This is a genomic window from Limnobacter sp. SAORIC-580 (assembly GCF_013004065.1).
Taxonomy (GTDB): domain Bacteria; phylum Pseudomonadota; class Gammaproteobacteria; order Burkholderiales; family Burkholderiaceae_B; genus Limnobacter; species Limnobacter profundi.
Window position 1 is genome coordinate 3,158,667 of the sequence record NZ_CP053084.1, and the last position, 11,825, is coordinate 3,170,491.

General features: G+C 54.3%; 11 protein-coding genes. 8 read left to right on the forward strand and 3 right to left on the reverse strand.

All coding sequences use genetic code 11. The features are described from left to right. Positions 1–55: 55 nt before the first annotated feature. Positions 56–1,546: a PepSY domain-containing protein gene (locus HKT17_RS14810; RefSeq protein WP_171101123.1), complete on the reverse strand. Its 1,491-nt coding sequence runs from the start codon at positions 1,544–1,546 to the stop codon at positions 56–58. 54 nt (positions 1,547–1,600) lie between these two features. Continuing rightward, positions 1,601–2,506, reverse strand: a complete 906-nt coding sequence (locus HKT17_RS14815) for a LysR family transcriptional regulator (protein ID WP_105029726.1) — start codon at positions 2,504–2,506, stop codon at positions 1,601–1,603. Between the two features lie 130 nt (positions 2,507–2,636). Here HKT17_RS14815 and HKT17_RS14820 point away from each other — a divergent pair, with 130 nt between their 5' ends. Genes HKT17_RS14820 through HKT17_RS14840 form a run of 5 tightly spaced genes read left to right on the forward strand, consistent with a single transcriptional unit; the run spans position 2,637 to position 8,923 of the window. Continuing rightward, entirely contained in the window at positions 2,637–3,095 is a 459-nt protein-coding gene (locus HKT17_RS14820; protein WP_105027604.1) for a (2Fe-2S)-binding protein, read from the forward strand. Between the two features lie 12 nt (positions 3,096–3,107). Next, complete coding sequence (locus HKT17_RS14825; protein ID WP_171101125.1) at positions 3,108–5,315, forward strand: xanthine dehydrogenase family protein molybdopterin-binding subunit; 2,208 nt, start codon at positions 3,108–3,110, stop codon at positions 5,313–5,315. Between the two features lie 12 nt (positions 5,316–5,327). Then, positions 5,328–6,350, forward strand: coding sequence for an XdhC family protein (locus HKT17_RS14830; protein WP_171101127.1), 1,023 nt, complete (start codon positions 5,328–5,330; stop codon positions 6,348–6,350). A gap of 13 nt (positions 6,351–6,363) precedes the next feature. Beyond that, complete coding sequence (locus tag HKT17_RS14835; protein ID WP_105027606.1) at positions 6,364–6,957, forward strand: nucleotidyltransferase family protein; 594 nt, start codon at positions 6,364–6,366, stop codon at positions 6,955–6,957. Between the two features lie 37 nt (positions 6,958–6,994). Continuing rightward, positions 6,995–8,923 (forward strand): esterase/lipase family protein, encoded by a 1,929-nt coding sequence (locus HKT17_RS14840; protein ID WP_171101129.1) that lies wholly within the window; start codon positions 6,995–6,997, stop codon positions 8,921–8,923. On the opposite strand, the gene HKT17_RS14845 is transcribed toward HKT17_RS14840, so the two are convergent. After that, complete coding sequence (locus tag HKT17_RS14845; protein ID WP_240965835.1) at positions 8,920–9,903, reverse strand: HPP family protein; 984 nt, start codon at positions 9,901–9,903, stop codon at positions 8,920–8,922. The genes HKT17_RS14840 and HKT17_RS14845 overlap by 4 nt on opposite strands. A gap of 138 nt (positions 9,904–10,041) precedes the next feature. Between HKT17_RS14845 and HKT17_RS14850 the strand changes: the two genes are divergently transcribed. The 3 genes from HKT17_RS14850 to HKT17_RS14860 all read left to right on the forward strand — a co-directional run bounded on the left by HKT17_RS14850 (position 10,042) and on the right by HKT17_RS14860 (position 11,818). Beyond that, on the forward strand, positions 10,042–11,082 hold the full coding sequence (locus HKT17_RS14850; RefSeq protein WP_205882455.1) for an acyltransferase family protein: 1,041 nt from the start codon (positions 10,042–10,044) through the stop codon (positions 11,080–11,082). A 104-nt stretch (positions 11,083–11,186) separates the two neighbouring features. Further along, a complete protein-coding gene (locus HKT17_RS14855) occupies positions 11,187–11,429 on the forward strand; it encodes an AbrB/MazE/SpoVT family DNA-binding domain-containing protein (RefSeq protein WP_171101135.1) in 243 nt (80 codons plus the stop codon). Next, the gene (locus HKT17_RS14860; RefSeq protein ID WP_171101137.1) at positions 11,426–11,818 is read left to right on the forward strand and encodes a type II toxin-antitoxin system VapC family toxin; all 393 of its coding nucleotides are present in this window, start codon (positions 11,426–11,428) and stop codon (positions 11,816–11,818) included. The genes HKT17_RS14855 and HKT17_RS14860 overlap by 4 nt, the downstream gene beginning before the upstream one ends. Positions 11,819–11,825 lie beyond the last annotated feature (7 nt).

Here is an 11,825-nt window from a genome sequence, read left to right on the forward strand (position 1 = left end):
GCAAAGCCGGCATGGCAACAGCAGATCCAACCCCCATCCATGGCACACGATCACCTCAACAGCGCCGGCTGCTCAGCCCAAACCCGGCCATCATCACCATGGCCAGCACAACCACCACGCACATCACGATGTTTTGCACATCGCGCCCTAATCCACCCAGAAAGCTCCATTTGTGAAGCATGCTGAAACTCCAGATCTCGGGTTTGGCTGAATTCAGGGTGATGTCGGCCAGCACACCTGTGGCTGTGTCCACAAAAACGCTGGCATTCAAGGGTGCGCCGTACTCGAACTTCCACACCGGCAAACGCTTGTTGCGAAAGTCGTAGTCGCCGCCAAAGCACGTGACCAAACTCGCTTGCTGAACAGCCTCGCGCGGAAGGCCTGTGTGCAGCTGTGCAAGTTGATGAGCCATTTCACGATCACCGTCTTGCCACAACAACCCTGTGTTCGCATTCAGATACATGGCGGGTCCTGTTGGCTGAACACCGTCAAAGCGTGCGGTGCGAATGGCCTGGGCATTGTCGGGCACACCGTTTTTTGAAAGTGGCAAAGCAAAACGATACAACAGCTCGCCATTCTGGTTTGCAACAAGCGATAAACCTGTCACTGGTAAATCTCGAGTCAATTCAGTCCAGTTGGAATGAAGTGGGAAGTGCAATTTTTGCAGGTCAATCGCCGGGCGCATTACCAGTTGCGATTTTTCATCTGGCCAACCATGCTGCACCACGTGGTACACACCGCTGAAAGAAAACATCAACACGGGCACCACCAGCACATAGCCTGCTATTCGGTGCCAACCCTTGGCGCCCGCTGCACGCACCTTTCGTCGAATCAACACCAGCATGGCCAAACCACTACCAGCCATCGTGAACAGCACACCTACCAGCACAGCGATCAACAACACACGGGGTGTTTCGGCGGCATTGGGCACCCAGCTCCAGGTGTGGAGCCACTGGAACACAGTTTGAACCTGGTGCTTGGTGTTGTCGGAAACAGCCGCCAATGAAGCAGTTTCTGTGTACACATAGGCGTTCAGGCCATCGGCCTGATCAAATTGCACCCGGTACACCGGCAACAAGCGGTTTACCGCTGGGTAGTCATTGGAAAATTTCTCAATGCGTTCCACTTTGGCAATTTCGGCGTAAGGTGTATTCAAATAATGACGGGCCAAAAAAGCTGCATAAACCGGATCGTAATTGGGCAACTCCAGTCCTGTGTTCAAGTCGAAATAGCGCCTGGGTGCAAATTGCGATTCAGTGATTTGTAACAAATTGGCCGATTCCGCCACCACCAACCGAACAAACTGTGCCTGTTCAACCCCAGCTTTTTTCAGGATTTGTTCAAAAGGCAATGCGTCTTGCAGATTCAATACACGTTGGGGTGGCGCAAACACCGCCTGTTGCACGCCAAAAGTAGTAAGCCAGGGGTGCAACAAACCCGACACGCCCCACAGCAACATGGCGGCAAAGCCGAACAACGCCAATGCGCGGTGCAGTTTCAACAACTTGATCTTCATGGTGGAATTCACGCTTGCCCAAACAAGCACGAATTATCCGGCAGTGTTTGCAGACAAGGCTGCGACATATCGTCGCAGGGAAACTTATGCGCCACGCACTTTGGTCACCATGTCGATGAAAGCGCGTAACTTCAGTTGCGCTTGCGTGCGTGCTGGAAAGTACAAATACAAACCTGAGGTTTTCGGAATGAACTCACTCAACACAGGCACCAGGCTGCCCTCTGCCAACTCGCGCTCTACCTCGTACTGCGCCACATAGGCCAAACCCAAACCCTGGCGTGCAAAGTTGATCAGGATATCCCGGTTGTTCACCACCACCGGGCTTGGCAAGTCTACAAAAAACTGCCGCTTGCTACGGACAAACTCCCAACGGTGAAAGGTACCGCTGGTCACGAAGCGGTACATAATTGCATCGTGTTGCTGCAAATCCTCAGGCTTTGCAGGTTTGCCATGGCGCTTGAAATATTCCGGGCTGCCCACCACATGAAAAGCCAGATCGGGAGTCAGGCGCACGCCCACCATGTCCTTGTCTACCGATTCGCCCAAGCGAATACCTGCATCGTAGCGACCTTCCAGCAAATCGGTCAGGCCTTCATCAATCGTGATGTCCAGTTTCACATCCGGGTACTTCTGGCGGAACTCTGCCACAATAGGCTCGACCAAATAGGTGCAGGCCGATCGTTTCATATTCAGTCGAAGCGTGCCGATCGGCTTTTCCCGAAATTGTCCCAAAGCGGCAATTGCCTCATCAATTTCCTGCGTAGCGGGGTTCAAACGCGAGAACAATGCCTGGCCTGCTTCAGTCAAAGCCACTTTGCGGGTAGTCCGCTGAAACAACACCACGCCATGGCGTTCTTCCAGCACCCGAATCGCCTTGCTCACCGCTGTGGGCGTAATGCCCAGCTGCGCGGCCGCCAATGTAAAACTGCTGTGTTCGGCCACGGTTAAAAACACCGGGATGCCATCAAGCAAGTCTTTGTCGAGCACCATGAAAAACCCCCCATTGTGAACCAAATGTTAATAACCAATACACCATAGTCGCCTTTATCTTGATAATCAAGGGGGCTAGACTGTAGGAATAGGTGCACTGCAACATTTTTTAGAATACCGGAGGTGATGAATGGTTGATTTTGTATTGAACGGCAAAGCCGTCAGTGTGAATGTGGATGGCGACACGCCACTGCTTTGGGTGCTTCGCGACGACCTGGACATGACAGGCACCAAATTTGGTTGCGGCATGGGCCTTTGCGGCGCTTGCACAGCGCATGTCGATGGCGAGCCTGTGCGCAGTTGCTCCACACCAGTATCAACCGTTGCGGGCAAAAAAGTTAGCACCATCGAAGCCATGCAAAACGACAAAGTCGGCTCGGCCGTTCAGGCAGCCTGGCAAAAGCTCGACGTGGTGCAGTGTGGTTACTGCCAGTCAGGGCAAATCATGTCGGCCACTGCTTTGCTGGCCAGCAACCCGAAGCCCACCGACGACGACATTGATGCAGCCATGGCAGGCAATGTGTGCCGCTGTGCCACCTATGTGCGCATTCGCGCGGCCATTCACGAAGCCGCCAAAACATTGGCTTAAGGAGAAATATTCATGAGCATTGTTACCAAGGTTTCTCGTCGCGACTTCTTGAAAGCAGGCGCCGGTTTAACACTCGCAGTCAGCATTCCCTCTGTATTTGCCAACAACAAACTGAAAGCCGGTGGCCCAGGCCTGGCTGGCAGTGCGGTTGAAGCAGGCAACTTTGCCCCCAATGCCTTTGTAACCATTGGCAGCGACAACACAGTTACTGTTATTTCCAAACACCTGGAAATGGGTCAAGGCGTGTACACCGGCCTTGCCACCCTGGTGGCCGAGGAATTGGATGCCGATTGGTCCACAGTCAAAGTGGAAGGCGCAGGCGCCAGTACCAAGCACTACAACAACCTGTTTTGGGGTGCGCAAGGCACTGGCGGCAGTACCGCAATTGCCAATTCATTTGAACAAATGCGCACGGCGGGCGCCACCGCCCGCGCCATGTTGGTAAACGCCGCAGCTGCGCAATGGAAAGTACCTGCCCGTGAAATTACGGTGAGCAACAGTGTTGTGTCGCACGCGAAAAGCAATCGCAAGGCCACTTTTGGCGAGTTGGCCGAAGCGGCCAGCGAGCAAACTGTGCCGGGCGAAGTCAATTTGAAAGACCCGAAAGATTTCAAACTGATTGGCAAAACAGCACCCCGCAAAGACAGCACTGCAAAAACCAATGGCACCGCGATGTTTACGCAAGACATGAAATTGCCAGGCATGCTGGTGGCTGTAGTTGCGCACCCGCCCAAGTTTGGCGGCACCGTGAAGAACGTAGACGACAAAGCAGCACGTGCTATTGCAGGTGTATCGGATGTGGTCACCATTCCCAGTGGTGTAGCAGTGCTGGCGACCAATTACTGGACTGCAAAAAAAGGGCGCGACGCACTGAATATTGAGTGGGATTTGTCCACGGCTTACAAGGGCAGCAGCGAACAAATTGCCGTCGACTACACCAAGCTGCTGGGCAAACGCGGCACCGTTGTTCGGCAAGATGGTGACACCGAAAGTCAATTCGCGCGCAGCGAACGAACCTTTGAATCCGACTATCACTTCCCTTTTCTTGCGCATGCCTCAATGGAGCCTTTGAACTGCCTCATTAAACTGGACAGGGACAGCGCCGAGGTGTGGAACGGCGAACAAATGCAAACTGCCGATCAGGCCGCTGTGGCCGGGGTGTTGGGCCTTGACCCCGAAAAAGTGAAATTGAACATGCTGTATGCTGGCGGCAGCTTTGGCCGCCGAGCCAACCCGCAAGCTGATTACCTGGTTGAAACCGCCCACATTGTGAAAGCCATTGGCGGCAAAGCGCCGGTGAAACTGGTGTGGAGCCGGGAAGACGACATGAAGGGCGGCTACTACCGCCCGGTGTACGCACACCGCTTGCGGGCAGCCTTGGGCAAAAATGGTTTGCCGGTGGCCTGGGAAAACCGCATTGTGGGCCAGTCCATTGCGAAGGGATCGCCCTTCGAAGGCTTCCTGGTGAAAGACGGTGTGGATGCCACTTCTGTGGAAGGTTCATCCAATCTTCCTTACCAAATTCCGAACATGCTGGTGGATTTACACACCACCAATGAACAGGTTCGCGTACCCATTCAGTGGTGGCGTGCAGTGGGTTCCACCCACACCGCCTATGCCACCGAAGTATTTGTTGATGAACTGGCCGTTCAAGCCAAACAAGACCCGGTTAAATATCGGGCCACCCTGTTGACCAGGCACCCCCGCCACGCAGGTGTACTGAAACTGGTGGCTGAAAAAGCCGGTTGGAACAAGCCGCTTGCGCCTGCAGGTGACGGTGCCAAACGCGGACGCGGCATTGCTGTGCATGAATCATTCAATAGTTTTGTGGCACAGGTTGTTGAAGTAACCGTTCAGAAAGACAGGAACTTCAAGGTAGACCGCGTGGTGTGCGCAGTAGACTGCGGCGTGGTGGTAAACCCCGACGTGGTGAAAGCGCAAATGGAGGGCGGAATTGGGTTTGCCCTGGCCGCTGCACTGACTGGTGAAATCACCTTGAAAGACGGCGAAGTTCAGCAGTCGAACTACCACGACTACCCAGTGTTGCGCATCAACGAAATGCCCAAGGTCGAAGTGCACATGGTTCAGTCTGGTGAAAAGCCAACCGGTGTGGGCGAACCCGGGGTTCCACCATTGGCACCGGCATTGGCCAACGCCTTGTTCAATGCAACCGGCAAGCGCATTCGCAAACTGCCGATTGGTGAACAACTGAAAGCGTAAAGGAGCAGCAACATGGAAAGTCTTGATCTTGAAGTGTTGCAGCGCGCGCACCAGTGGCTGGAAAATGGCCACCGCGTGATGCTGGCCACAGTGGTGCGCACCTGGGGCTCTTCCCCCAGGCCACCGGGCTCGTTGCTGGCGTTGCGCGACGACGGCCATGCCCTGGGCAGCGTATCCGGTGGTTGTATTGAAGACGATTTGATTGACCGCCTGTTGAACAAGGACGGCTTCCCGTTACAGCCCCAACTGGTGAGTTATGGTGTGGGTGCAGAGCAGGCCCGGCGCTTCGGCTTGCCCTGTGGCGGCACCATGGAGCTTGTGCTTGAACCCCTGGCTGCAGCCAATGAATTGACCGATTTGTTGAACGCATTGAGAGCCGGAAAACTGGTGCAGCGCAGCCTGAACATAAAAACAGGCGAGCGCAAACTGGAGCCCACCCACCCGGAACAAGGCCTGGTGTTTGATGGCACCACCCTGATCAGTGTATTTGGCCCACGCTACCGTTTGTTGCTGATTGGTGCAGGCCAACTTAGCCAGCAACTGGCGCGCATGGCCGTGGCACTCGACTTTGCTGTCACCGTGTGCGACCCACGTGAGGAATACGCCGATGAATGGAATGAGCCGGGCACCACGTTGACACGTGAGATGCCCGACGATGTGGTGCTTGCGATGAAACCCGACGCACGCATGGCCGTGATTGCATTGACCCATGACCCCAAGCTGGATGACCTTGCCTTGATGGAAGCCCTGCAAAGCCCTGCATTTTATGTGGCAGCGCTGGGTTCGCGCCGCAACAACGAAACCCGCCGAGCCCGCCTGCTGGAGTTCGGCGTAAGCGAGGAACAGGCGGCAACCTTGCGCGGCCCCGCGGGTATTTATATTGGCAGCCGTACACCGGCTGAAATCGCTGTTTCAATTGCCGCCGAACTGGTGGCCATGAAAAACGGCGTTGCCGGCGACAAGGTGTTGAACGTGGCACAAGCCAAAGCCGCGCTTGAAGTGGCTGCTGACACCTTGAGCGCCTGCGCAAAATGAAAAAGCCCAGGCCATGATTCAGGGTATTTTGCTGGCCGCAGGCCAGGGCCAGCGCTTTGACCCCAGCGGAGAAAAGGACAAGCTGCTGCAACTTCGTCCCGATTCTGGCAAGCCTGTGTTGTGGCACAGCGGCAGCACCATGTGCAAGGTGCTGCCTGGCACGCTGGCTGTGATTCAAGGCCACCAACCCAAGCGTGTGCACTGCCTGTTCGATGCAGGCTGCGAAGTGTTGATCAGCCCCGAAGCACAACACGGCATGGGCAGCGCCTTGGCTGCGGCAGTGAGGCATTGCCTTGAGAGAAAGCCTGGCACCACCGGATTTGTGATTTCACTGGGAGACATGCCTTGGGTGCCCGTTGAAGCTGTTGCACGGGTGCATGCTGAACTCTTGAAAGTGAGTACACAAGAGTTGCATGCTGTGGCGCCATACTTTCAAGGCAAGCGCGGGCACCCAGTGGGGCTGACGCGTGCATGGGCAGGTTCACTGATTGCCTTGCAAGGTGACGTGGGTGCAAAACATTTGCTGCGCGGTGCAAAAATGATTGCAATTGATTGGCCAAGCGCCGATGTGTTGCAAGACGTGGATGTGCCAGAGGACCTCGCGTAGAATCAGGTTCTTCCTTCAAGGTAAGCGCAGTACGCCCATGTTCAACTTTACCCTTCTCGCCACTACCACTCTGCTTGCACTGTCCGTGTCGGGCTGCGCCATGGTTAGCGTGGGGTCAGTCAGCTCGGAAGATTACCTGTCAGCGCGCCGGGGCGATGTGCTCACCACCGGCCAACTCAGCGCATCCGCGCGTACAGCCCTTCAGGTGGTTGGCACCAACGAGGGGCGTTGCAACACCAATATTTCTGAATGCAGAAAATTGCTGATTGCCTCCATCGGCCTAAGCGATGAACAACGCCTTTCCACCATTTCCGAACTGTGGCTGCAGGAAGCCCTGCAAAACGAAGAAGCGCAGAAACTGGAGCCAGCCAACGATGCGTTGAAAGCCGCCACCCTTTCCGCCTACCTTGAAAGTGCAAAGCACGCCTACGCTTACCTGTTTTTCACCGGCAGAACGCCCGACCTGCGCGCACTGGAAGACCGGCAAGCTCAAGTGCGCGACTACTACAATTTTTCAACCCAGCAGGCTGTGGTGGGTTTATTCAACCGCTACCGCGATCAATTGGAGCAGTCTGTTTCGCAGGAAAAAACTTACCTGCTCGACTTTGCCCCCTGGCAGGTTAGCGGCAACACTGCGGGCATCAGCTTAAGCCACAAGGGCCAATTGCCCAATGAACTGCTTGCGGCGTCATCACTCACCTTCAAGGGTTTGCGCAATCAGTACCGCCGTGATGGTTTGGGTGCTGAATTGGTGGCCGTATTTGCCGACAGTGTGGTGAAACGGGAAGACGAGAACAAGCCTTGGAGCGAAACACCCTTCCCTTCTGTCACCGTGATGTTGCACTTTCCTGGCAACAGTGTTGAATCGGTGCTGGAGGGCAAACGTGTAGAACTACAGGGTTTTGATCCTCACCGGAATTCGAGTGTAGATGTTCGCGGCATACGTGTTCCCTTGGCTGCCAATTTCACGTCAGGCTATGGGCTGTGGCTTGCCCGCTCAGGCTTTGCGCAAGAAAGTTTGCTGTCGCTGATTGGTCGCAGTGAAACACTGGACAAACCCCGCATCTATTTGATGCAACCATTCGACCCCAACCGCCGTGTCATCTTGATGCTGCATGGCCTGGCCAGCAGCCCGGAGGCCTGGGTGAATGTGGCCAATGAAGTGCTGGGCGACGAAGAACTTCGCCAGAATTTTCAGATTTGGCAGGTGTACTACCCCACCAATTTGCCGCTGCCATTCAACAACCGCGAGATTCGCGAAGCAGTGAATGCCACGTTAAAAAACTTTGATCCGCAAGGCAAGCGAAGGGCCTCCACAGAAATGGTGCTCATTGGCCACAGCATGGGTGGCGTGTTGGCACGGCTGATGGTGTCGAATTCGGGCGACCAATTGTGGGAATCGGTGCTGGACCGATACAACATTTCAGAACAACGAGAAAAAAGACTGCGTCAGAAAATTGAGCCCTTCGTGATATTCGATGCCATGCCGCAACCCACGCGCGCCATTTTCATTGCAGCTCCGCACCGCGGAACCCCCTACGCAGAAAATCGTTTTGCGCGTTTTGTGTCGGGGCTTATTCGCTTGCCGGCCACCGTACTAAGCCGGGTGACTGAGATTGGTCAGCTGTTGGTCAACCCCAATGAAGCATCGAATGAACCCTTGGTGGACTCTTTCAACAGCATCAAGAACCTCAGTGACCAAGACCCGTTCGTGCGGGAGTCTTCCAAATTGCCGATCTCGAGCAAGGTGACCTACCACTCCATCATGGGCAACGACACACCCGGCGTTATTCTTGAGGCCAGCAGCGATGGTGTGGTGCCCTATGCAAGCGCAAAACTGGAGGGTGCAGCCTCAGAACTGGTGGTGAACTCCTGGCACAGCGTGCAGGAAACGCCCGAGGCCATTGTTGAAGTGCGCCGAATTCTTCACGAGCACCTGAACCGGCTACAAGAAAGCCAACGTTAATGCGTGGCTGCTTTCACTGGCAGCCAGCGACCGTCCTGCAACACCACCTCGTAGCGCGCCCAGCGCTTGAAGGCCTCGACATTGCTCAAACCGGTTTCATACAAATCGGCACCGGCCACATTTTTGTAAATCACTTGTTGCCCGGCCTCGCCCTTGTAAGGCGTGGTTAATGACATGTCCAGCAACTCGCGCACACACCAGCGATAACCCACTTGGCCGTTGCTGTAAAAGGCGCCCACTGTCAGGGTTTGGGGGTGAGTGCTTTGCTCATCAGCATGCTTGGTGGCATATTCAAACAGCTCGGCCAATACGTCTGCGCTCACGTCCACATAGGAATCCATGCGGGCAATGGCAGCTGCAAAATCCTCGTGGGTAAGGCTGGCCCCGGTTTCCGACAAGGCTTCGACCCGCTTTTTCTGCTTGCGCGCAAAATGGTTGGGGTAGCGCCGCCAGGCAAACAGCGCATTAAAACTGACTGCCACCAACAAAATAGCCAGGGTGTTTAACAACACCGGGTTGATCATGTACCAATAACCAAGGTTTGAAATGGATTCACCGCCCAACGCGGCGGTTAGCGCCGTGGCCCCGCCCGGCGGGTGAATGCAATTGGCCCAGTACATCACGCCCACCGCCAAACCCACCGCCAAAGCCGCAGCCAAATAAGTGTGCGGAATGTAACGCGCACAGGTAACGCCAATGAGTGCCGATACAAAATGCCCACCCATCAGCGCCCAAGGCTGCGACAAGGTGCCGTTCGGCACAGCAAACAACAAAACCGCTGTTGCACCCATGGATGCGACCACCAAAATTGCATCGGTGCCCTGAACCACAAAACTGGACACCCAACACACCATCAAGATTCCCAAAAAGGCACCCAGGCCAGAAATGGCTTTCTCGCGGGGACTGGTGGAATTGGATTCGAAGCCAAGAATCGACCTCGACACCGACAGAGCTCGCAAAGCCCGGATGGAGAGTTTCATGTTTGGAATCAACAGGTTTGTTTGAAACAAGCCCATGATGATACGCCTGTAAAACACCGGGTAGCACCAAGTTGGTGCAGTTCAGGCCAATCCATTTCAAGCCACATTTACTGAAGCAACTCGCCTTATACTTCGCACTTGCCCATCCCTTCTGCCTGCCCTGTGCGCAATTCCACCATCGACCTGCTGAAAGCCCTGGCCTCACAAATTATTGTGGTTCACCACCTGTTGCTGTACACACCCATGTCGCCGGTGCTGCAAGCCAAGTGGCCCGGTCTGCTGGGTTTGATCGCCGATGAGGGTCGCTATGTGGTGCAAATTTTTCTAGTAATTGGCGGCTTTTTGGCGGCGCAGTCCATGTTCAGCTTGCTCAGCAAGTCACGCAATGTGGAAGTTTGGCCCTTGTTCAAAAAACGCTTTTTGCGCCTGGCCAAACCCTTTTGGGTGGCCATTGCGTTGGCTGTGCTGTTGAGCTGGTTGGGCGGCAAAATTGCGATGCACCCGGAAGTATCGGATTTGCCAGGTTTTACCCAACTGCTGGCCCATGCATTTTTGTTGCACGACATTGTAGAAGTGGAGGCGTTGTCGGCCGGGGTTTGGTATGTGGCCATTGACCTGCAACTTTACGCAGTGTTGGTGTTGATGGCGTGGGCAAGCCAAAAAACCGGCGGGCTGAAATTGCTTGAACCCCAGCAGGGATTGTTGCTGCTGGCAATTGCCATGACCATCGCCTCTTTGTTGGTGTTGAACCGAAATGCTGAACACGATGAATGGGCCTGGTATTTTTTCGGTGCTTACGGCTTGGGCGTTGCGGCCCATTGGGCTCAACGTGAAGGCAAAGTGATTTTGGTCAGCTTGCTGATTGCGGGCCTGCTGGGCATTGCACTGTGGATTGAATGGCGCGAACGTTTGTTGCTGACGGGTGTAACAGCTTTGCTGTTAATGAACAGTGCGCGTATTGAAAGCTTGGTCAGTGTGATTGTTCAAGGCCCAGTGCGCCGGCTGGGCGATATTTCATACTCGGTTTTTCTGATTCACTACGGCATTGCCGTCTTTGCAAGTTCAGTGGTGATTGCCTTGGGCTTGAGCAGTTTTGGCGCGATGCTGCTAGCGTTTTTGCTGACCTGGGTGGTGAGTGTTGCGGCGGGGTGGGTGTTGTATTGGGGGGTTGAGAAGTAAGGTTGTTCTCCCACCTGGGGTGCGCCCTTCTCCAATAAAATTCATTTGACAGGCAAAACTCCTTACTCTAAAGTAAGGAAATTATATCAAGGGATATATCAATCATGGCTACAGCTTCAGTAACATCCAAAGGGCAAATTACAATTCCCGCTGGGGTGCGCGCTGCGCTTGGACTGGAAACCGGCAGCAGGGTTGAATTTGTTGAAACAGAAAAGGGAAAGTTTGCAATTGTTGCAGCAACAAATTCCGTGCACGCTCTCAAAGGCATGTTGCGCAAACCGCTATCACCTGTCAGCATCGAAGAAATGAACTCAGCGATTGCCAAGCAAGGGGCCAAAGCCCGATGATCGGCCTTGATACCAACGTACTGGTCCGCTATATCGCCCAAGATGATGCCAAACAATCCCCTATCGCCACCAAACTGATTACATCGCTTACAACGGAAAACCCTGGGTTTATTTCTCAAGTTTCACTGGTTGAATTGGTGTGGGTTATGCAAAGCTGCTACAAAGCAAGCAAACCTGAAGTAGTGGCAATTCTTGAAACCTTGTTGAGCACACGCGAACTGCTTGTTGAAAATACGGAAATAGCAATTAAAGCACTGAAAATTTTCGAAACATCAAAAGCAGACTTTTCTGATTGCCTAATCGAGCGAACTGCAAACAAAGCCGGGTGCCTGCACTGTGTTAGCTTCGACACCCATGCCATCAAGACGGCGGGATTTAAACCTGTTTGATTTAAAA

Coding starts and splice junctions, on each gene's coding strand:
- HKT17_RS14815 (WP_105029726.1), bottom strand. CDS start 2,506: ATGGTGCTCGACAAAGACTTGCTTGATGGCATCCCGGTGTTTTTAACC.
- HKT17_RS14820 (WP_105027604.1), top strand. CDS start 2,637: ATGGTTGATTTTGTATTGAACGGCAAAGCCGTCAGTGTGAATGTGGAT.
- HKT17_RS14825 (WP_171101125.1), top strand. CDS start 3,108: ATGAGCATTGTTACCAAGGTTTCTCGTCGCGACTTCTTGAAAGCAGGC.
- HKT17_RS14830 (WP_171101127.1), top strand. CDS start 5,328: ATGGAAAGTCTTGATCTTGAAGTGTTGCAGCGCGCGCACCAGTGGCTG.
- HKT17_RS14835 (WP_105027606.1), top strand. CDS start 6,364: ATGATTCAGGGTATTTTGCTGGCCGCAGGCCAGGGCCAGCGCTTTGAC.
- HKT17_RS14840 (WP_171101129.1), top strand. CDS start 6,995: ATGTTCAACTTTACCCTTCTCGCCACTACCACTCTGCTTGCACTGTCC.
- HKT17_RS14845 (WP_240965835.1), bottom strand. CDS start 9,903: ATGAAACTCTCCATCCGGGCTTTGCGAGCTCTGTCGGTGTCGAGGTCG.
- HKT17_RS14855 (WP_171101135.1), top strand. CDS start 11,187: ATGGCTACAGCTTCAGTAACATCCAAAGGGCAAATTACAATTCCCGCT.
- HKT17_RS14860 (WP_171101137.1), top strand. CDS start 11,426: ATGATCGGCCTTGATACCAACGTACTGGTCCGCTATATCGCCCAAGAT.